Genomic DNA, 19,721 nt, shown 5'->3' on the forward strand with positions numbered 1-19,721 from the left:
CTTTATCACTTGGGAAAATTGGTATTTATTTTGTTCTCTATTGTCTGGTTGGCAGGTTTTCTGCCTCAAGTTTAGGGATGCAAGGTAATCAGATACAGATACTTCTTAAAGCTATCAGAATCCTCATAACGCTGGTCAGACAGATACTTCACTTTGCCGAGGCCGAGTTTTTCCATGTCAGCCAGTGTAAAGCTCCATCCACGCTTGTCACTGGCCTCATAGGCTGCAAGATACTCAGGCATTAACCCATAAACGGTAAACTTGCCATCAAGGCCAAGTTCGTTGAAAAACTGTCGTTCATCCTGGAGCGATTGCATGGATTGTTCGAATTGACGGGATATTTCAGCTTTCAGTTCTGGGGTTCCATCCAGCTCCGGGAAGGCGCTGATTAAAGCGTCTTTGATCTCGGCCCCAAAAATGTCCTCGCCGGTTTGATTCGGTTGACTCAACGCCAGTACTTCAAACTGGGCTTCAGATCCGTGCCACCCGACAAATGCGCCTTCTTGGATACGCTTTTCTCTGGCGGCCGGGAAAATGTAATTGGCGCAGGAAGAAAAGCATCCACCCTGAACCTCAATGATGTCGATATTTTCCTTGACCCAACGGCCGAGCAGGCGGCCGTAACGCGTATCTCCGCCGCCGGAGTTGATCAGTAGTCGGGAAACTTTTGTGGTATCGATATCTGCGACAAAGGACTGAAAGTTAGCCCAGCTTACCTCGGAAATCTCACCGTAATAGAATAGAGTATTTCCTTCCAGACGAATCGTGGCCGGTGAGTCCTGTCTTATATCAGACTCAGCATCCTCAGTTGAATGTTCATCCTGGCTGGGGGGAGCTTTGATTTCCGTGCTTGATCCTGTTGGGCTGCTAAGGGGTATGAGTATTTGTTCAGCTTGATGAAATTTTAGCAGGCCAGCGAAACAAAATATGACGACGCTTAAGAAGATACCCAAGTTGATCAACGTTAATACTCCATACACATTGGGACCACAGTCTGAATTTATCCATGGTTCAGAACATGCTGAGGTCGAGAAAAGCACGGCATTAAAGCAGAGTCAGGTTCTTTTTGCACTGTCCATCTGCTATCAACCTGGTATTTGATATTTACCTGATGGCTGCGATCAGCATTGTCATTAGAAGGGCTAAATTCTAAGAATCAGCTGCCTGCAGCTTTTGTTCCTGGTCCCATGCCCACTTTGGCGAGTTTGCCAGTAACCGCCATCGGTATGACCAGTTCGGAGCACTATAGATTTGCCTGGCTAGCTTCAAAAAGCCATGAAAGAACACTTTAACGGGATTAAGGCTGTTCAGGCGTGGATACACCCCATATCTGACGGTTTCCTGTTCTTCCGCGAAGGTACCGAACATACGGTCCCAGATGATCAGAATTCCCGCGTAATTCTTGTCTAGGTACTCTGTGTTGGTGGCGTGATGCACTCTATGGTGAGAAGGTGTATTCAATACAGCTTCGATAGGCTTCGGAAGTTTCTTAACGACTTCTGTATGAAGCAGGGTCTGATAGATCTGAACCAGCATCTCACACAGGAAAATCATTAATGGGTGAAAGCCCAGAAATGCTAACGGCAAATAAAAGAATAGAGGAAAAAGTCCATCCAGCGGACCGAATCTGTAAGCGACCGAGATATTAAAGTTTGGCGAGCTGTGATGTACCGTATGGGTTGCCCAGCCAATACCACAGGAGTGAAGAAAACGATGCTCCCAATAGTAAGCCAGATCAGCCAGCAGCAGGCAGGCCAGGATGCTCCAACAGGTCATTGGTAAATGGGTCAGGGAAAAGTGCTCATATACATACATAAACACACCTAAATAGAACCCGGCAATGACGGTGGAAGTAATACCGATATAGGCTGCCAGGGTCACAAAATTGGTTGCAGAGTCACCCAGAAGGTTCCAACTGATCTGCTTCCTAACCGAATAGCAAACCAACTCAAGAAAGAACAAACCCAGCGCCAGGATAAAAAACCAGTCTCCGATCCAGGATTCCATGTCAAACAGCTGCTCAGGGGTGAATGCCCAGTTTAAAAACTCCATAAAGAAGACCTCTACTTATAAAGTACAAATAGTTTAGGGGCATTCAACTCCCCGGACGGCGACAGCCTGAATTGCTCAATGACGGCTAAAGGCTTGCGATTAAAATCAATCTGGCTCCAGGCCTTGGTGATATCCCCATCAGGAGCTGGAAGGGGGTGGTAGATTCCTGCAGGAATGTAGGTTGTTCTATCTTCGGAGTCTTCAAGTTCTGTTTGTTTATAGCCAATAGTGATCCGAGCTTGGGTGAAATCTTCGCTGAATTGACGATAAAGCACATATACGTCCGGGGAGGGAGTGTTCAGATGCTGATGAAGTCTCTCCTGGCGGGTGAATCGATCCCAAAGAATTGTTACATCCTTTAAGGGAAGCGCTGCGGTTATGCCGGATAACTTTATCAGTTGGAAACGCTGCTCAATTTCAGTGGCTGAATAAAGAGTGCTTTCTGCTGTATTTTGGGGGGCTCGAGGCTCTGTTCCAGCAGGAACACCAGCGTTGCCCGGTTGCACATAAGCTCCCAACCATACAACGAAAGCGATAAATAATGTGGTGACGATAGAGTACGGGAGGTTCATTGATACTGTTCCTGTGTCCTGTCCTGTCCTGTCCTGAATGATATTGATTACGACTGAGAGCAAGACAAAAATTGCTGCGCCCGGTCACTTTCGAAAAATCCTGAACAGGTTGAACCAAACAAGCGGGAGGCCAGGAACTGATGGAAGTCCACGACCACACGCTCTATTTCGAACAACTGGCCGCCCGCGGTGAGGCGGGAATGCATACCTCGTTGTACCCGTTCACAGATCTCTCTGTCTTCCTTGAAAAAGGCATCTGTAAAAGCCTTTGCATGGCTATTCTGGTCAGGGTTTAGTGATATTCCGCCGGAACGAATTTGGCTCTGAACAGCAGAGACTGGCAGGACCTGGATCCAGTCAAAGGAGTCGTAAGTGAGGATTCCCACAAAAGAAGGAGGGAAGGAAACCAGAATGAAGTGGTTATACACTTCGGGATATTGCCGGCTGAACATCCTGACAAGTGTGTTACGGTAGTCCACCATCTTTCCTCCGGTGAGTGTCCACTCAGAGCTGCCGGCAATATAGTATGTATCGCGTGTAGGAGTCGTTGTCTCCAAGGTAGGCTTATGTACCTGAAACAGATGATAGCTCTCCATGGCATTTTCCATGACCAATTTCCAATTGCCGTGCCAGACTTCTGGGCTACTGTTATTTGAATGGCGAAATGAATCGATATCAAACAACTGTAGATAACGATCAATTCCCAATAACCTCTTGCTGAGTGGTTCCGGTCTGGCGGCCAGGTTTATAAATACCAGACCTTTCCAGGTTTCCAGATGAAAAGACGGCAGGCAATGCTTTTGGGTATCGAAACTCGCATCTTTCATTGGCGCGGCTTTTAAATGCCCTTGATCGTTGTAGGTCCAGGCATGGTAGGGGCAAATAATATTTTTATTGATCGATCCAAAGCCGGGATCCAGCAGAGGCGTTCCCCGGTGTCGGCAGATGTTGGAGAGAGCACGTAATTGACTGTCCTGCCCCCGAATAACAGCAATTGCCTCGCCGGCTACTTCAATCGCAAGATAGTCCCCGATGGCCGCTATTTCCTGCTCACTACAGACAAATATCCATTCACTTAAGAACAGGCTTTCCATTTCCCGTTGGTAGACCTCCGGGTCATGGTACACGGCGAACGGTAATGATCTGGCCGCATCCAAAGATTGGGATGCGCCCTGTTTATACTCTTCTAATATGAGAGACTGGGTGCGAGATTGCTTTGAAGACGTCACGTCACTCTCCAGGTTTGTGAGACATATGTGTATCATATAGTGTGTTTTGATATGATACAATCCTGTCTCATAAATTTTGAAAACATATTTAGAATAGATTGAAAGTATATTAAGAGTAGATCGAATGGACGCCCGAGCCCTGAAATCCAGAAATGCATTGACAGAAGCTGGAATAGAACTGTTGTCGCTAAACCCTTCTGCGAGCCTGAAAGAAATCGCAGCCTATGCGGGAGTTGGCCGGGCCACGTTATATCGGCACTTTGAAAGTCGCGAACAGCTGATTCACGAAATTGCCGTTGAAACTCTCTGCATGATGGGGGAGCTGCTAAAGCCCTCATATGATTCTGCCGCTACGGCGGTCGAAGCGATTAAGCGAACCTTTTGTGCATTATTGCCCCTGGGTAACCGCTACCACTTTTTGCTTTTGCTTTGGGATGTCATTGAACAAAGTGACGAAGCGATGCAGGTTTACAACAGTCAGCTAAGTTCGCTTCACACCTTGATAGAACAGGCGAAAAAGGAAGGGACTGTTAACCCGGAGCTGTCTACGGACTGGGTTGTGTCACTGATTGACAGCATGCTGTATATCGGTTGGACATCCATTGCAAAAGGGCAAATGACAGCAGAAGAGGTCATCGAACAGGCTTTGCATAGTTTAATGCACGGGATCGCCAGATAACCTGAATCCGCTATTCAGCCTAGATTAATTTTTACGTCGTAAGATGCTCTTTATGGAGGATCATTTCGATGAAGTACATTTTTTTTATCTGTTTATCCCTCATCCTGGCCGGCTGTAAAGTCACCGTAGACGATACCGATCATCGCATCAGGATAACCCAGTTCAATATGGAAGATAGCTATGGCCATTGGTATGACCTCTCGGATCGGAACATCGCCAAGGGAGTAAACGCCACTATTCATGGAGGAGAGTTTGATGTGGAATGGACAACAGAGCCCTACCGGTCTGAATACTATGCCTCTCTCAGGCTGAGTCACGATCGATACGGTCATGACTCTATCCGTATTTGGGATGACATCTGCGGCGAAACCGGGAGTGAGTGCGCCAGGCATACCGATATCAGCTGTCGTTTTACGATGGATCTTCTCATGTCCTGCGGGTGGGTGGGAGAACCCTATCCAAAAAACTCTGAAGTGTATGTGGGTGATATGGTGGACTATCTTCCTCAGCGTTTTTATCTGGTCTTGGAAACCTGTGAAAGGGATGTGAGTTCATGTGACAGTGAATATCATCTGATAGAATTACAATGACGCGAGAGCCTGTTTAGCAGGCTCGTCTTATGAGCGATTGATTTGTGTGCAAACCTTGGCAGTAAGGCAATCGCTCATAATATTGAAACTGTAATCCATAGGTAGTTCATGCCCTTCACCCCAGTACACACTCTGGCCATTATTCCCATATTCGTCTGGTTCAACAGGTTATCGCAGATAAAGCGGATCATCTTATGGAGGATGAGGCTATCTAAATAGGTCTCTAGATCAGATAGTTGCCGGTCATGCCTGGAAATGCTATTGAATATCGAATAATGACTATACTGTAGTGATGGGGATTCACCATTCAAAGATCAGGCAACCTTGTCTGATGAAATATAGGATCCTCAATGGGATAAAAAATGAAAAAAGCAATAGCAGCAATTCTGTTGTCTTTGAGCTTGGCCACAGCTGCTTCCTCCCATGCAGAGGAGCAGATGGCCACGTCGCAAGAGCTCAGGGAAATGGTTTTTTCTATCAGTGCTGCCGATATTGGAATAGATAGAGAGAACTACCCATTGCCGGTGTGGGGAACTGTTATGGAAACAGGTTTCTCGGATTCCGGGTATTACACACTTGTGGTTCTGGCAGATGGGACTGTCAGCCTGTATCTGAGCAATGGTGGTGGCATTATCGGCGCGGGAACGCACGAAAATGTTCAGCAACCCGCAGGCCGGTTTCTGGTCTTTTCAAAGGATTTCTACGATCTGGCGCAGCCGTCTGGCTCTCACGCTGTACCTGAGGCCAATCACGTAAATTTCTACTTCCTGACTGACGAAGGAATATACAAATACGGCGCGCCGGAAGAGACTCTCTGGAAAGGCGAAGACCCTTTTTCACCGCTGTTTTTAGCAGGGCATGCTGTCATATCTGAGATCAGGTCTATCCAGCAAAAGTAGGCCAGAAGCGAAATTTTTCCAATCTTTTTCTAATTCAAATCCGAGACAGAAGTATGGTCGACAAAGAAACGCTTAAGGTTCTTTCTGAAATAAGAGATGAAATGAAGGAAATGAATGCCCAGTTCAAGTGGCTGATAGAAAAGGCTTCAACAGCGATGGAAAAAGAAGAAACTTCTGGAGGTTTACAGTTAAAAGAAATTGAGTTCCAGAATAAAAAATCCAGGAGGGAAATGATATTGATGTTGCTCTTTGGAGCTGGTTTATTGGCTGCGATTGTGTTGGAGAAATACGGATATATTTAAGTGTAGTAGCTCAGGTCTAAGCTACTACTGTGGTCTGCTGGAGTGTAAATCATCTGCTTTGATTCTCCAGGCTCTCAACCCATTGAAGTACCGCAGCCACAGCCTCGAATAGATCCGGCGGGACATACTCATTCACCTGGGTTCGTTTCCACAGACCCCGAGCCAGGGGAACGTTTTCCATCATGGGGATACCTTCTTCCTCGGCTATCTTGCGGATAATCTTGGCCATCTGATCAGCGCCTTTAACAAGCACTCTGGGAATGTCCTCAACCCCTTTTTCGTAATAAATACCAATCGATAGATGGGTGGGGTTATTGATAATGGCGGAGCATTTCTTGACCTGGGCCGGTACAGAAGTGTTCATCATTTCCCGATGGATCTGCTTTCGTTTGCCCTTGATCTCAGGACTGCCTTCCATTTGCTTGTGTTCCCGTTTGACCTCGTCCTTGCTCATTTTCTGTTGCTTGATGAATTGCTGTTTCTGGATAAAAAAGTCGGCGGCAGCCAGGGCAATGAAGGTTATGGAAGAATAGATAATTAATTGTTTTAACAGGGTGCCGACAAAGTAGGGAATGCACTCGACTTCGCAATAGTGCAGTCTGGCCGAGTCGTTGAGATTGTCCTTGATCAGCATGTACACCAGATAGGACAGCACGACCACTTTGACCAGAGATTTAATAAACTCGATCAGGTTTTTTACGGCAAAGATCTTTTTGAATCCTTCCACCGGATTCAGCTTTTTAAGATCGGGCTTCAGCGACTCCGTGGCAAACAGGGCGCCGACCTGTAGGAAATTTGCCAGTATGGCAGAAGCCATGATGGTTCCAATGGGCATGAGCGTCAGGTAGATCAACTCATAAATGACATCGTCCAGTACCTGGGGAAGCGCTTGTAAAAAAGGTTTATCGATATATCTGGCGGGTAGCTCTATCAGCACGCTCAAATGGGAAAGGTAGATGTCAGACGTTGCCAGTAACAACAGAAACATGGAACAAATGGTCGCGGTGGATACCACATCCTTACTATGGGCTACCTGACCTTTTTTGCGGGCATCCCGTAGTTTCTTCGGGGTGGGTTTTTCGGTTTTTTCGTCACTCATGGGTTACCGATCCATAGCACATTCAGTTGCTTGAAAAGGTCAAAAACAAGTAGATAACGATCGTCGAAAATCCGCATCAGTACGCCGATATAGAATGTCAGCATGACCATGCAAACCAGGCTTTTAACCGGCATAGATAGGAAGAAAACATTCAATTGGGGGGCAAAACGGCTCACCAGGCCCAGACCAAACTCAGCGAGAAACATACAGGCAATCAGCGGAGCTGCGAAAAGCACGACGATGCCCATAAAGTAATCGAGCTGGGCAAAGAAGAAGGTGGCAGATGACAGTTCAAATTTTGGAAAGAATGAAAATATCGGCCAGGAATGGTAGCTGGTGTAGATAGCGCCCAACAGGGTGATGAAATTTCCCCCGAGAAAAAATAAAGTGGTAAAGGTCTGAACGAACAGTATTCCCACCGGTGAAGCCTGGGATCCGGTCAGAGGGTTCATGGCACTGGCCATGGTGGAACCCCGCTGGTTATCAATAAAGAACCCCACTGCTTCAAGCGCCCAAAAGGGAAGGGCTGCCAACCATCCAAGACAAAATCCGATGATGACCTCTTTTACAATGATAATGGCATACATGATCGGCGCCATGGTTTCCGGTTTATAGCCTTCGTCCACGATGGGAAACAAAAATATCGATAGACATAACACCACGCCATTACGGATCAGCGTGCCGCCGAAGAAGCTTTTGCTCAGAAACGGCATGACCGACATGGCCGCCAGCAGACGCGGGACAGTGAACATCATCAGCGTCAGCGAATCGCTCATTAAGTGGGTCATCATGACGGGCCGATCAACTCTATATGGTCAAGGATATTCATGGAGAAATGGAAGATCTCGATACCCAGCCAACGGGCAGTCAGCATGATGGTGAATGACACCGCAATCAGCTTAATGGCAAAAGACAATGTCTGGTCCTGAATCTGGGTCAGAGACTGCAAGAGACTCACCAGGGTTCCAACCACCGCCGCCACAATGACCGTAGGCATGGATAACACCAGCACCAGCATCAGCAGCTGGCTGGCATAATGAATAACTTCGGATTCGTTCATTGGTAACTCAACACCAGGCCGTGGGTAAGACGAGTCCAACCGTCCAGAAGAACAAACAGCAGGAGTTTGAACGGAAGAGATATGGTCATGGGGGAAACCATCATCATGCCCATCGCCAGCAAGATATTGGAGACGATCAGGTCAATGGCAATAAAGGGCAGGTACAGCAGAAACCCCGTTTCGAAGGCGGACTTCAGTTCACTGATGGTAAAGGAGGGCACCAGCACCAGCATGCTGTCGGTATCCAGGCGCCCAGCGTATTCCTTGGGCCATAGAGTCTCGGCACTTTCCAGAAAGAATCCCCGTTCTTTCTCGGAAGAATGCTTGGTCAGGAATTCAGACATGGGATCAATGGCACTGCTGGCCAAATCTTTCAGCGACTCCACATGATTCAGGTCGACCCCTTTCTCGGTGACGGTATCCGCGATCTGGTAGCCCACCGGAGCCATGATGTAAATGGACAGAACAATGGCCAATCCGTACAGCGCCATATTCGGAGGTATCTGCTGAATGCCCAACGCATTCCGCAGCAGACTGAATACCACCGCGAGTTTGATGAACGAGGTGGTCATAATGGCCAGGAATGGAATCAAAGACAGCAGAACCAATGTACCGATCAGTGGAATTGCCTGGATATCAGTCATTGCCGGATACCCCGCTGGTCGCGCTGGTTAAGCGTACAATACGAACTCCCAGGCGGCCGTCGATTTCAACCAGTTCACAGCGGGCAACAGTCTGGCCGTTAATTTTCGCCGAAACAGGCGCTTCCAAACCGAGGTCAAGGTCGAGCGTGGTTCCTTCCGCTAATTCGGTCAGCTCCGCCAGAGTCAGTTTCAGTGAGCCGAGATGAAATTCCATGGTCAGTTCGATATTACCCAGGTCTGAAGGAGCATCGGGATGTTCGGAAATGTTTTGGATTTGGGAAGTCATAGGGGTTACCAATACTAATTTGTGGTCATCCAGGCGTGCGCGGCAGGCGCCATACCCGGTAATACGCAGCGTTACCTGATCAGCGGATGTGTCTGGCGGCAGCATCAGCACGTCACCAGTTTCCAAGTAGTTGAGGTCTTTGCATGAAAGTCTCATTTCTGAGAGCAGAACCTGAATGACAATGGGAGGTTGAACAGGGACAGTAGAAGGGGACACCGGAAGCTCGGCGATTAATCCGGCGACTTTTTCAGTGATATTGGAGGGCAGTTTTATGAAACCCCGGCCGACGGCTGCTTCTTTGCTTAGGTGAAAGCCGATACAAAGATCGTTGCTTTCAAGCTTATCCGTTCTCTGAATGTCGTCCATTTCAAGTTCAGTCTCCAGCATGGAGGACAGGCCATGCATAACAGCGTGGAGCTGTGAGGTAACAAGGGCTGCTAATAAGGGGGGGGGATAGACCGATGGGTCCTGGTCTTCACCCAGCAGTGCAGCAACAGCCCGTTCCTCAAGATAGACACATCCTGGTCGTCCCTCGGCGTAGAAAGCCAATCTGAGATAGGGTGTGATCATCTCTTGAGACTGAAGCCGGAGCTGAATCTGGTGCTCCGGCAAGTCAATTGCTATCGCCTGTTTTCTGGAGCAGATCAGATTACAGATCGCAACCTGAACCCGCGATAGCTGGGGTAATGACAGGGCCTTAGTCATGGTGAAGTCCTTTTATGGGAGGATTCACCACAATCCCGGTTTTAGCTTCCTCGTCCTTTATTCGCCCTTCGTACAGGTCCTTTTCCGGATAGTGTGGACTTTTTGCCTTCTTGAATGCGCACTTCAAAACGTTCATTGGGCAGCTTGCTCCTCAGGTATGTACTCATCTCTCCTTTTAGTGACGTCAACAACGCCTGAGTTTCGGGGCCGGGGGTATTAAAATTTAAATGGATGTCACCGTGCTGACGCATGATGGAAATTTCTGTCCCTTTTAACGGGCCGTTGCTCAACATAAGCCGTAGTTCATCCGGCTGGCCAGCTCCGGGTTTGGTAACCAGAACACGGCTGACGATCTGGTCAACGACCTTCTGCATTTCCGCTACTTTTTCCTGTGTGGAAACTTTGTTTGTTTCTGCGGAGCTGGTGTTAGCCACAGCCGTATCCCTGCTTTGGTTCTGAAGGGGCTGTACCTGGAACATTTCAACAGCGCCTTCGCGCTTCTCTGTCTCTGAGCGGGACGGTTTCTCATGCTCCGGGTGTGAGGACGAGTGATTGTCTTTGGCGTGATGATCTTTGACGCGATGATCTTTGACGTGATGACCGGAAGACGTGGAGGGCTTGGAAGAGGCGAAGGTTTTATCCTGTACCTTGCGTAAGTCTGAAGGCATCTGCCTCTGATGGATACCGGCCGTTGAATCAGGCCAGACAGATTCCGGTTTCGTCGAAGTGGCATTTTTCCTGTGGTTCGCCACTTCTCCTGGTGCCTTTGCCGGTATGGCGGCATTAGAAGGCGTCATCTGACCTTTCCCGGGTATTCTGTCTGAGGCTGAAGCAAATGTGGCTGGAGCCGAACCATGAACAGAGGATGTGGATAAGGCTGTCTTGGCTTCATGACTGATCTGATGAGTCTGAGAAGCCATATGTGTGGGATCTTTGCCGTTGTCTGGTACTGAGGTTTTAGCGCGTCCTGAAAATGCTCCTTGAGAAATATCCTGTCTTCCGGCTTTTTTGTCAGTCATAGCGTGAGATGGTCTGGATTGTATTGATTCCTTGCCGCCATCTGTGCCGCTCATACTGTCATCAGGGGTCCGATGGATAGACATCTTTGGAGCTGGATGATCGGTTGTTCCCGGGGGCTTCTTTGTGGCGATGAATTGGGATACGGGTTGTGGGCTGGGCTCGGATGAAGGCTGGGATGTGGTCCGGGATGGGGAGGACAACTTCTGTTCGATATCCGGCTTGGAGCGATCAGATTCCCCGTAACTGCGAGTGGTCTCAGAGTTTGGTGAAACATTCATCGGCTTGCTGTATTCCTTATTCCGAGGTGTTTCCCTATTTTCGGCCTCCGGATTTTGTCTTGGGGTATTTTCACCCTTGATCTGAGGAGCAGGTGTTTCGGCTTGTGGACCGCTTGTCTTTGCAGGAGTTTGCGTGGCCTCGGCTTTTGCCGGTAAATCTTCAGTCGAAGGACTTAACTTGCTTGTCGTTGACTGGGTTGTTTCCGGGGTAGCTTCCTGCTTTTTAGGTTGAGAGTCAGGCATCAAATCCGATGTTTCATGCGATGAGGGACTTGTTGTCTGCTGGTTTTGATTCACGTTCTGCTGCTTCTGATCCACATCGTGCCGACTTTGATTCAACTGTGGATCAGCCTCTGTTTCCTGGGGCTTGGTTTGTGCCTGAGCAGGTTTCTGCAGCGCATTGTCCGGTTTAGGGGCGTTTTCCTTGTGATCGGACAAGGGTTGTCGATCGTCGGTTTTGTCAGGTGAAGGATGAACGTCATCTGAGCTTCTCAGGAGGGAGTCAGCGGATGCCTGGCTGGCCTCGGGTGTGGATTGCTGTGTCTCCGGTTTGGATTTGCCCGGGGTCTGGTCCCCCGGGGATTCGCCTGACTTGGGCTGGCTCGTTTCAGAGGCAGGATAATTACCTCCTGTCGACTTTTGAATATCGTCATGCTGGGGCAGATCCTTCTCCGGATTTGAGCGATGGCTTTTTGCTTCCTCCTGGTGGACGCCGGAGGGCGAACCATTTCCCTTACCATTACTTGTGAGCGGCTTGCCTGGAGTGAGTTCCGCTTGTTTCTGTGATGATTCAGGTGCCGACCCTTTTCCTGATTCCAGAGTCTTAGCAGTAGTTTCTGGTAGAGCCGGTTGGGGGACTTCCTTCGAAATGGGGGGCGGGGTCTTCTTCGTTGCATCTTCCGCCCGTTTATCCCGAACAAAATCCTGATTGGGAATGGTCTGTTCCAAGTGTCGGTTATCTATTGATGAGGTCATGTTGCCAGAGAGGTTTTGCCGTACCTTTGTTTCAGGTAAAAACTCACGGGTAGCTGACTGGGGCTCTGCATTTTGAGTGTTCTTCTTTTGAAAGGCAGCGTTCTGAGCAGCCGGTTTCTGGACCGCTGAGCTTTGAGTGGCCGATTTATTGGATTCTTGTTGACCCGATAAAGGGGCCTGCAGAGTTTTAAGGGCTGGTTTTTCCGATAGATCCCCGAAGGTGGTGGATTTCTGAGTAAATGTCTGGGTCAGGGATGGCAGTGACATTTTTCCATCCGCCAGAAGGGTGGTGGACTGTTCACGGATGCCACCTTTTTGAAGTGAGGCATTGCTCTTGTTGAGCATGTTCCTGACGATTTTGATCAGTGTCTCCCGATCTTTCTCCGGCACGGGTTCCTCTTTCCTGAATTCTTCTGATTCCTTGTGCCTATCCGGATTGGCCCCTTTTGTCTCCATCAATCTACTGAATTGCATAGAGGAAGTCTTTGATACGGAATCCGGGGTATCTTCCCGGTCTGACGAATCTGATGTAGTGCGATTGGAAATTCTCATAGTGGCCTGACTGTTTCTCTAGTTTTTGGAAATCATAAATCTTGATTCGCTGGCTTCCTCCAGCTCGAGGTCTTCATTTCGCTGGGCTTCAACGGAGGCATCCGCGTTAATTCTGTCGATGAGCATCTGGCATTTTTCGACGGCTTTGCCTGCCTCTGCCAATGCAAGATCTGCCTGCACAAGAGCGGCTTCAGCCTGTTTCAGTTCCTGTTTGGACTGCTCGAATTTCTCTGCCAGCGAAACTTCTTTCAGCCGTAACAGGCCAATTTGGTGTTTCACGTTGTCTATCTCCTTTAAACCGACCTCTGATCCCATGATTTCGTCATACAATCGATGTTCTTCCTGAATTCTCCAGTTTTCGAACCGCTGCAGTTCCTGTTTTGCCTGTGCCAGATCCTCCTGTCTCTGCATGACTGACCGACGCTTTTTGAATACTTCCGCCTGGGCGTTCTTTTCACGTAGCTTTTTAATATCGGAAAGGGCAGACAGCATGATTTACACCGTCTGTTCCAATGCATTCAAAGTCGCTTCGAATTCACATTTCTCATCTGTCGCCTGACGCAGGAATCTACGAATAGAATCGACTTTCGCTATAGCCTCATCCGCCAAGGGATCGCTGCCGCGCTGGTATTCACCGATTTTTACCAGTAGCTCGACTTCCTCATATTTCGCCATCAGTTCACGAATTTTTCCGGCAGCATTGCGGTGATTCGAACTGGTGATTGAGTTCATGACACGGCTGGTACTGGCCAGGACATCAATAGCGGGATAGTGATTGGCTGAAGCCAGTTTTCGCGACAGCACGATATGACCATCAAGAATGGATCGGACTTCGTCAGCGATAGGTTCAGACATGTCATCGCCTTCCACCAGAACCGTATACAAAGCGGTAATCGAACCTTTGTCATTGAATCCCACCCGTTCCAACAGCTTCGGCAGCGTGGCAAATACCGATGGAGGAAAGCCCCGCCGGGTAGGCGGCTCACCGGCGGCCAGTCCGATTTCCCGCTGGGCACGGGCAAAGCGGGTAACAGAGTCCATCAGCAGCAGGACCTTTTGACCCTGGTCGCGAAAATATTCGGCGATGGTGGTTGCCACATAGGCGGCTTTGGCTCTTTCCATCGAGGGACGGTCCGAGGTGGAGACCACCAGGACTGAGCGGGCGAGCCCCTCAGGCCCCAGGTTATGTTCGATAAATTCCCGCACCTCCCGGCCACGTTCACCGATCAGGGCTATCACAATGACATCGACGTCAGCCCCCATGACCAACATGGACAATAGGGTACTCTTACCTCCACCGGCTGCGGCGAATACCCCCATACGCTGCCCCTCGCCACAAGTGAGCAAGCCATCGAGAGCCCGGACCCCAAGACTGAGAGGTTCACTGATCATTCTCCGGGACATGGGAGAAGGTGCGTCGTTGTATACCGGATAATGCTTGAGATCCGAGGGGAAATCGGTGCTTTTACCGTCGAGCGGGTTACCCATGCCGTCGAGCACCCGGCCCAACAGGTGGGGGCCGACAGCGATTTGATGGGACTGTCCGGTGGTGACCACTTCGGTCGAGGTGGATACACCCAGCATATCTCCCATTGGCGTCAGCAGTGCCTCTTTCTCTTGAAAACCGACCACTTCCGCAAGAAGACGGGGAGCTCCCGCGGATTCCAGAAAGCAAAGCTCACCGATCTGGGCGCCAGGCACGATGGCGCGAATGATGGTGCCGACGACATTGGTTACCCGGCCGCGCAGTCGTACCGGCTGTACCGCGGTGATCGCTGAGTGCAGATCTGATAACACATGGCTCAACTGGCTCACATTTGACTCCTTTCGAATCTTGCTGATGGCGAAATGATCTTTTGCAGAACTTTCCTCATATGGGTGTTACCAACAGGGAGAAAGTTGCATGTTCAATTGCCGGAGATCGCAAACTTGAGCGACCAGATCATCAACCGAAGCAGTGCTCCCGTTCAAACGGGTGGAGTGACACCTATATCTGACACTGTCACCCATCAGGCAAAGCTGCATGGGGAAAAAGTGCAGGTACAACAAAGCGCCTCATCTTTAATGGAAGATGCCAAAGAGGAAGTGTCCTTATTGTTTAAGGAACGGATGGAAAAAACGCTGGCGCGGCGGGTGATGTCTACCGATAAGAAGGAGAATCATCAGCAGATTTTGATTGAAAAAATCAGAGAGATGATGGATCAGGTTCCAGACCTGTTGAAGAACGTCAAGATGAAAGCGCTGATCGAGCGCATGAGCTCTGATTTTCCGGCAACCCCTCAGCAACTGATGCGCAAGCTTGAGGAATTTACCAAAGATCCCACACTGCAGTTTGCCGCATTGCAGCTTCTGGAATTGGAAGCCCGGACGGCAGGGGGAACGGATAAAGAGGCGCAGCTTGAGGTGATCAGGAATGCCTCCGCTGAGTTGATGGAGACCCAGGGAGAAGCCGTACGGGCCGGATTGAATATATCCGTCACGGCCAACGACTTTGCCTCAAAACTGAATACTGATAACCAGGGCCTGAGAGACTTTTATCGGGATGCGGTTCTGGATTACGGCGGTATCGCGGACACTTACCGGGCAATTATCAATCAGCATGGTGAAGATTCCTTCGAAACCGCACGCAAATTCACCATGAAAGCCTTGAGTGCTGATTACAACGCCCAGGGCCCCTCCATCGAGCCTCAAAGGCTGAAAGCCATTATGGATGATATGTATGCGCTCAAGCTGTTGGGCGGGGTTCACGAACACTGCAGCAATATCATGGAGACCATGCGCAATGTCTATGGCCAGTCAGGCTGTGGAAGCGGTCAGGAGTTGATGGGCAAGGCTCTGGACATCAAGGAAATGGACTGGGCACAACCGTCCCATATTGTGTCGGTTGCGCAGGAGATGAATGTGTACGGTATCGAAAATCAGATCTATCTGCTTCGTGAACTGGACACCGTATTCCATGAGTTTCCCGAAAAATCCTATAAGGATCCGGTCGATCGGGATCGGTTGCTGGATGTTTCCAGGGAGGCGCTCGGACAAATGTTTCTTCGCGAGCAGGAAGAATAGTCTCCTGCAGTCTGTCGGACGATAGACTGCCCAAAGAAACGAATAGATCGAAAAACAGCAACCTAAGGATCGAAACACTGTACAGAGGTAAGGAGTAGGTGAGAACGATGAACGCAATATTCAACACGCTTGATGCGTACGGCCGCAGTATGGGAATCAATGGCTTCGGTCAGGGGAATTCCACTCTGAAGTATGAGTCAGGTGAAAGGATCACGCTTGATCATCGGGAGGATTACCTTCTGGTTTCATTGAGCTATGAGTTGCCGGAGTACGAACTGGGGGAAATGGCGGAAAAACTGTTGCATCTGAGCCACTTTCGTCACTCCACTGACTACCGGATACAGCCCGGTATTCTGGGGGAGCGACAGTTGATACTCAGCGTTCGGATAAATCCGGAAGAAGCCTCAATTCATTATCTGGATGGGGCGATTCGTAGACTGCGCAGCCGTTATCAGGAACTGACCGGCGGCATAGGGAAATCCTGATGGATATTGTGCTCGATTTGCCCTGGCCGTTGTATCCGGATATCGAAAACGAATTCCTCATGCGTTGTCGTGAGCTGGTTGCCCAAAAGGAAGAGTGCGTTTTGATCCGGTGCCGAAAAACTCCGCATCCGTCCACCCGAGTTCTGACACTGTTGTTGAGCATTGCCCGACTGGCACCTGACGGCCAGCCGGAGTGGCGTGTGATCGAGGCGCAAGACAACCTTGTCGAGGCACTCAGGCTCACCGGGCTTGATTTGTGGTTCAAGACTGATTCAAACAGAGTAACCTCCGAATGACCAATATATCCCTGCGTTCGAACATTGAAGCGCTATCACTCTATAACGCTGAAAATGAACGACAACTGCCGTCGCGGAAAAAATTCACCCCGGCGGGTGGGCAAGTGGTATCGCATCTTAAGCAGTTGTACAGCAAGAGCGATGAATCATCCCTGCTGGAAACATTTGTCAAACCCAGGATCAGTTCAGACAGCCTGCTGTCACCGGCAGACTTCGAGCGTCAGTACGGTGAGGTCCGCAATGTATTTAAGCAGCTTGCCGTCCAGTCACCGGAAAATCGTGACTTGTTCGATAAGGCAGAAAAAATCCTGCGGGATAATCAGGAAGACATTCGCTGCCTCAATCAATATCGCAATGCTCTGATAGAGGCTTAGGGGAATGACTGAACAAAATGCACTCAGCCCGGGAAATCGCGAATGGCTTCTGACACTGGCTTTTGTTTACCTGCAGCAGAATCACCATAAGAAAGCCCTAGTCCTGCTCCAAGCGACCGCCAGACTTTGCCCGGAGGACATTTATGTTATTCGGGGATTGGCTTTTGCCTGCCTGAAAGCGGGACGTTTCAAGGACGCATTGTCGCTGTGTGATCAAAGCTTGAGGAAGCAGGGCATTCATTTGGAATCCGCACCATTTCTACTGATTCGCAGTCATGCCTTGTGGTCTCTCGAACGCAGGGAAGAGGCTACTAAAAGCCTGAAAAAATATCATCAACTCACAAGGAATTCCGTCGTATGAACCGGGGCGCAAGTATCCTGAGTACCCTGAGCCAGCGAAATGATGTGGTGCTGGCAATTTTCCTGGTAGGCATCATCTTTATGATGATTCTGCCCATGCCGACCATGCTGGTGGACATTATGATCGCCATCAATATGGGGGTATCCGTCATCCTGTTGATGTTGGCGCTGTACATCAAATCGCCACTGGATTTTTCTGTATTTCCCTCGATGTTGTTGATCACCACCATGTTCCGCCTGGCGTTGTCGATCACCACCACCCGATTGATCCTGTTGCAGGCGGATGCGGGCCAGATCGTATACACCTTTGGAAATTTTGTGGTTGGTGGCAATCTCGTGGTCGGCGGGGTCATCTTTCTTATCCTCACCATTGTCCAATTTCTGGTGATCACCAAAGGATCTGAACGTGTGGCCGAGGTCAGTGCACGTTTTTCCCTGGATTCCATGCCAGGCAAACAGATGAGTATCGACGGCGATATGCGAGCCGGAGTCATCGATATGGAAGAGGCCAGGGTGCGACGTGCCAAGGTGGAAAAGGAAAGTCAGTTATACGGTTCCATGGACGGTGCCATGAAATTCGTCAAAGGGGATGCGATTGCCGGTCTGATTATCACTGCGGTCAATATCCTCGGGGGCATTCTGGTAGGCACCACGCAGAATGACATGAGCGCAGGTGATGCTGCGGCAGTTTATTCTGTATTAACCATCGGTGATGGGCTGGTGGCACAGATTCCCGCGTTGTTTATTTCCATCACGGCCGGTTTTATCGTTACTCGGGTATCTACCGACGAATCGGAAAACCTTGGTCGCGATATTGGCGGCCAGATAGGCGCTCAACCTAAAGCGCTGTTTATTGGAGGCGCGCTCTTGTTGGGCTTTGCCATGATTCCGGGCTTTCCCACCATGACGTTTCTGGTTCTGGCCGGGCTGATAGGATCTGTAGGTTTTATCATGAGTCGAAAGGCTTCGCGCCCGGACAACGAAGATGATGACATTCCTGCTCTGGCGGCGGCAGGGCAGACAAAAGCTCCCGGCCCAAAGTCAGCGGAGAAGGATGATTTTTCACCCACCGTTCCACTGTTGCTGGATGTGGCGGCATCATGCCAGGAGGTGTTGAAGCCTTCAGAACTCAATACAGAGCTATACCGCGTGAGACGGGCTTTGTACCTGGACCTGGGCGTTCCCTTTCCGGGCATACATCTGCGTTTTAATGAGAATATGAAAGACGGCGACTACACCATACTGATGCACGAAGTTCCCGTCGCTCAGGGACGTCTTTCCGCAGACAAAGTGGTGGTGCTTCAGGATCAGGAGCAGCTGGAAATTCTTGGCATTCCCCATCAAAAAGGTGAGTTGGCGCTGTCAGCCAACCCCTATTGGGTGGAGAAGTCCCATGCTGTTGATATGGACAATGCGGGGATTGAATACCTGGATGCCACCCGTTTGCTGATCTATCACTTGTCGTTTGTGCTGAAACGCTACGCCGGTGAGTTTATCGGGTTACAGGAGTGCCGCTATCTGTTGGATCAGATGGAAGGCCAGTATGCGGACCTGGTGAAAGAAGTACAGAGAGTTGTGCCCATTCAGCGAATCGCAGAAATTCTTCAGCGCCTGGTTTCCGAGGATGTATCAATCCGTAATCTGAGGGCCATCATGGAGGCGCTCGTGGAATGGGGCCAAAAAGAAAAGGACACCGTTTTGTTAACCGAGTACGTACGAAAAAGCCTGAGCCGGTATATCAGCTACAAATTTTGCAACGGACAGAATGTGCTGCCGGCCTATATGCTGGATCAGGATCTGGAGGAATCCATTCGTAACGGCATCCGGCAGACGTCTTCAGGTGCCTATCTGGCATTGGATCCCGATACCACGCAGAACTTCCTCCATGAGTTGCAGCGGGAAGTGGGTGATCTGGAGACACTTCAACACAAACCCGTTCTACTGGTTTCCATGGATATCCGTCGTTATGTCAGAAAAATGATCGAGAGGGATTTCTTTGAACTCTGTGTATTGTCCTATCAGGAACTCACCCAGGACATTACGGTGCAACCCATCAGCCGAATCTGTCTCTAGAATAGTCTCAGGACTCTTTCGGTCTCTTCTCTTAACAACCTTAAGAACCTTAACCACTGCCAACAGCGTCAGTTGACTGACGTTGTTGGATCGCCTCTTCACTCAGTCGCAATAGTTTCTGGATCTTG

At 49.6% G+C, this 19,721-nt stretch carries 22 protein-coding genes; 10 read left to right on the top strand and 12 right to left on the bottom strand.

What is annotated here, in order from left to right; all coding sequences use genetic code 11:
* Positions 1-71: 71 nt before the first annotated feature.
* The 4 genes from BTA51_RS14095 to BTA51_RS14110 form a co-directional block, all read right to left on the bottom strand.
* The gene (locus tag BTA51_RS14095; RefSeq protein ID WP_094708244.1) at positions 72-962 is read right to left on the bottom strand and encodes a hypothetical protein; all 891 of its coding nucleotides are present in this window, start codon (positions 960-962) and stop codon (positions 72-74) included.
* 187 nt (positions 963-1,149) lie between these two features.
* Positions 1,150-2,052, bottom strand: a complete 903-nt coding sequence (locus BTA51_RS14100) for a sterol desaturase family protein (protein ID WP_094708246.1) — start codon at positions 2,050-2,052, stop codon at positions 1,150-1,152.
* A gap of 11 nt (positions 2,053-2,063) precedes the next feature.
* A complete protein-coding gene (locus tag BTA51_RS14105) occupies positions 2,064-2,624 on the bottom strand; it encodes a hypothetical protein (protein ID WP_094708248.1) in 561 nt (186 codons plus the stop codon).
* Between the two features lie 47 nt (positions 2,625-2,671).
* Positions 2,672-3,853, bottom strand: coding sequence for a Rieske 2Fe-2S domain-containing protein (locus tag BTA51_RS14110; protein WP_168188174.1), 1,182 nt, complete (start codon positions 3,851-3,853; stop codon positions 2,672-2,674).
* Positions 3,854-3,977: 124 nt separating this feature from the next.
* On the opposite strand from BTA51_RS14110, the gene BTA51_RS14115 reads away from it, so the two are divergent.
* The 4 genes from BTA51_RS14115 to BTA51_RS14130 all read left to right on the top strand — a co-directional run bounded on the left by BTA51_RS14115 (position 3,978) and on the right by BTA51_RS14130 (position 6,323).
* Positions 3,978-4,532: a TetR/AcrR family transcriptional regulator gene (locus BTA51_RS14115; RefSeq protein ID WP_094708252.1), complete on the top strand. Its 555-nt coding sequence runs from the start codon at positions 3,978-3,980 to the stop codon at positions 4,530-4,532.
* 68 nt (positions 4,533-4,600) lie between these two features.
* Positions 4,601-5,122 (top strand): hypothetical protein, encoded by a 522-nt coding sequence (locus BTA51_RS14120; RefSeq protein ID WP_094708254.1) that lies wholly within the window; start codon positions 4,601-4,603, stop codon positions 5,120-5,122.
* A gap of 362 nt (positions 5,123-5,484) precedes the next feature.
* Complete coding sequence (locus BTA51_RS14125; RefSeq protein WP_094708256.1) at positions 5,485-6,021, top strand: hypothetical protein; 537 nt, start codon at positions 5,485-5,487, stop codon at positions 6,019-6,021.
* Between the two features lie 53 nt (positions 6,022-6,074).
* The gene (locus tag BTA51_RS14130; RefSeq protein ID WP_094708258.1) at positions 6,075-6,323 is read left to right on the top strand and encodes a hypothetical protein; all 249 of its coding nucleotides are present in this window, start codon (positions 6,075-6,077) and stop codon (positions 6,321-6,323) included.
* Positions 6,324-6,372: 49 nt separating this feature from the next.
* On the opposite strand, the gene sctU is transcribed toward BTA51_RS14130, so the two are convergent.
* From sctU to sctN, 8 genes are all read right to left on the bottom strand, one after another.
* Positions 6,373-7,422, bottom strand: coding sequence for a type III secretion system export apparatus subunit SctU (gene sctU, locus BTA51_RS14135; RefSeq protein WP_094708260.1), 1,050 nt, complete (start codon positions 7,420-7,422; stop codon positions 6,373-6,375).
* Positions 7,419-8,198, bottom strand: coding sequence for a type III secretion system export apparatus subunit SctT (sctT, locus tag BTA51_RS14140; protein WP_246841041.1), 780 nt, complete (start codon positions 8,196-8,198; stop codon positions 7,419-7,421). Before sctT ends, sctU begins: the two co-directional genes overlap by 4 nt.
* A gap of 11 nt (positions 8,199-8,209) precedes the next feature.
* Positions 8,210-8,482, bottom strand: coding sequence for a type III secretion system export apparatus subunit SctS (sctS, locus tag BTA51_RS14145; RefSeq protein WP_094708264.1), 273 nt, complete (start codon positions 8,480-8,482; stop codon positions 8,210-8,212).
* Positions 8,479-9,126 carry a type III secretion system export apparatus subunit SctR gene (gene sctR / locus BTA51_RS14150; RefSeq protein ID WP_094708266.1) on the bottom strand — a complete coding sequence of 216 codons (648 nt, stop codon included), beginning with the start codon at positions 9,124-9,126 and terminating at the stop codon, positions 8,479-8,481. Before sctR ends, sctS begins: the two co-directional genes overlap by 4 nt.
* Positions 9,119-10,117, bottom strand: a complete 999-nt coding sequence (gene sctQ, locus BTA51_RS14155) for a type III secretion system cytoplasmic ring protein SctQ (RefSeq protein WP_094708268.1) — start codon at positions 10,115-10,117, stop codon at positions 9,119-9,121. Before sctQ ends, sctR begins: the two co-directional genes overlap by 8 nt.
* A 41-nt stretch (positions 10,118-10,158) precedes the next feature.
* The gene (locus tag BTA51_RS14160) at positions 10,159-12,864 is read right to left on the bottom strand and encodes a hypothetical protein (protein ID WP_094708270.1); all 2,706 of its coding nucleotides are present in this window, start codon (positions 12,862-12,864) and stop codon (positions 10,159-10,161) included.
* 96 nt (positions 12,865-12,960) lie between these two features.
* Positions 12,961-13,434, bottom strand: coding sequence for a type III secretion protein (locus tag BTA51_RS14165; protein WP_094708272.1), 474 nt, complete (start codon positions 13,432-13,434; stop codon positions 12,961-12,963).
* A gap of 3 nt (positions 13,435-13,437) precedes the next feature.
* Complete coding sequence (sctN, locus tag BTA51_RS14170; RefSeq protein ID WP_094708274.1) at positions 13,438-14,757, bottom strand: type III secretion system ATPase SctN; 1,320 nt, start codon at positions 14,755-14,757, stop codon at positions 13,438-13,440.
* A gap of 114 nt (positions 14,758-14,871) precedes the next feature.
* Between sctN and sctW the strand changes: the two genes are divergently transcribed.
* The 6 genes from sctW to sctV all read left to right on the top strand — a co-directional run bounded on the left by sctW (position 14,872) and on the right by sctV (position 19,593).
* Positions 14,872-16,005 (top strand): type III secretion system gatekeeper subunit SctW, encoded by a 1,134-nt coding sequence (gene sctW, locus BTA51_RS14175; protein ID WP_168188175.1) that lies wholly within the window; start codon positions 14,872-14,874, stop codon positions 16,003-16,005.
* A 107-nt stretch (positions 16,006-16,112) separates the two neighbouring features.
* Positions 16,113-16,490, top strand: a complete 378-nt coding sequence (locus BTA51_RS14180; RefSeq protein WP_094708278.1) for a hypothetical protein — start codon at positions 16,113-16,115, stop codon at positions 16,488-16,490.
* Positions 16,490-16,786 (top strand): hypothetical protein, encoded by a 297-nt coding sequence (locus BTA51_RS14185; protein ID WP_094708280.1) that lies wholly within the window; start codon positions 16,490-16,492, stop codon positions 16,784-16,786. Before BTA51_RS14180 ends, BTA51_RS14185 begins: the two co-directional genes overlap by 1 nt.
* A complete protein-coding gene (locus BTA51_RS14190; RefSeq protein ID WP_094708282.1) occupies positions 16,783-17,160 on the top strand; it encodes a hypothetical protein in 378 nt (125 codons plus the stop codon). Before BTA51_RS14185 ends, BTA51_RS14190 begins: the two co-directional genes overlap by 4 nt.
* 4 nt (positions 17,161-17,164) lie before the next feature.
* Positions 17,165-17,521: a M48 family metallopeptidase gene (locus tag BTA51_RS14195; protein WP_094708284.1), complete on the top strand. Its 357-nt coding sequence runs from the start codon at positions 17,165-17,167 to the stop codon at positions 17,519-17,521.
* On the top strand, positions 17,518-19,593 hold the full coding sequence (gene sctV / locus BTA51_RS14200; protein WP_094708286.1) for a type III secretion system export apparatus subunit SctV: 2,076 nt from the start codon (positions 17,518-17,520) through the stop codon (positions 19,591-19,593). Before BTA51_RS14195 ends, sctV begins: the two co-directional genes overlap by 4 nt.
* The last annotated feature ends 128 nt before the right edge of the window (positions 19,594-19,721 follow it).

Origin of the sequence: Hahella sp. CCB-MM4, assembly GCF_002260525.1 — a bacterium.
Classification (GTDB): domain Bacteria; phylum Pseudomonadota; class Gammaproteobacteria; order Pseudomonadales; family Oleiphilaceae; genus Hahella.

Coding starts and splice junctions, on each gene's coding strand:
- sctU (WP_094708260.1), bottom strand. CDS start 7,422: ATGAGTGACGAAAAAACCGAAAAACCCACCCCGAAGAAACTACGGGAT.
- sctS (WP_094708264.1), bottom strand. CDS start 8,482: ATGAACGAATCCGAAGTTATTCATTATGCCAGCCAGCTGCTGATGCTG.
- sctT (WP_246841041.1), bottom strand. CDS start 8,198: ATGAGCGATTCGCTGACGCTGATGATGTTCACTGTCCCGCGTCTGCTG.
- BTA51_RS14160 (WP_094708270.1), bottom strand. CDS start 12,864: ATGCAATTCAGTAGATTGATGGAGACAAAAGGGGCCAATCCGGATAGG.
- BTA51_RS14130 (WP_094708258.1), top strand. CDS start 6,075: ATGGTCGACAAAGAAACGCTTAAGGTTCTTTCTGAAATAAGAGATGAA.
- BTA51_RS14100 (WP_094708246.1), bottom strand. CDS start 2,052: ATGGAGTTTTTAAACTGGGCATTCACCCCTGAGCAGCTGTTTGACATG.
- sctV (WP_094708286.1), top strand. CDS start 17,518: ATGAACCGGGGCGCAAGTATCCTGAGTACCCTGAGCCAGCGAAATGAT.
- BTA51_RS14105 (WP_094708248.1), bottom strand. CDS start 2,624: ATGAACCTCCCGTACTCTATCGTCACCACATTATTTATCGCTTTCGTT.
- BTA51_RS14115 (WP_094708252.1), top strand. CDS start 3,978: ATGGACGCCCGAGCCCTGAAATCCAGAAATGCATTGACAGAAGCTGGA.
- BTA51_RS14195 (WP_094708284.1), top strand. CDS start 17,165: ATGACTGAACAAAATGCACTCAGCCCGGGAAATCGCGAATGGCTTCTG.
- BTA51_RS14185 (WP_094708280.1), top strand. CDS start 16,490: ATGGATATTGTGCTCGATTTGCCCTGGCCGTTGTATCCGGATATCGAA.
- BTA51_RS14165 (WP_094708272.1), bottom strand. CDS start 13,434: ATGCTGTCTGCCCTTTCCGATATTAAAAAGCTACGTGAAAAGAACGCC.
- BTA51_RS14190 (WP_094708282.1), top strand. CDS start 16,783: ATGACCAATATATCCCTGCGTTCGAACATTGAAGCGCTATCACTCTAT.
- BTA51_RS14125 (WP_094708256.1), top strand. CDS start 5,485: ATGAAAAAAGCAATAGCAGCAATTCTGTTGTCTTTGAGCTTGGCCACA.
- sctQ (WP_094708268.1), bottom strand. CDS start 10,117: ATGACTAAGGCCCTGTCATTACCCCAGCTATCGCGGGTTCAGGTTGCG.
- BTA51_RS14120 (WP_094708254.1), top strand. CDS start 4,601: ATGAAGTACATTTTTTTTATCTGTTTATCCCTCATCCTGGCCGGCTGT.
- sctR (WP_094708266.1), bottom strand. CDS start 9,126: ATGACTGATATCCAGGCAATTCCACTGATCGGTACATTGGTTCTGCTG.
- BTA51_RS14180 (WP_094708278.1), top strand. CDS start 16,113: ATGAACGCAATATTCAACACGCTTGATGCGTACGGCCGCAGTATGGGA.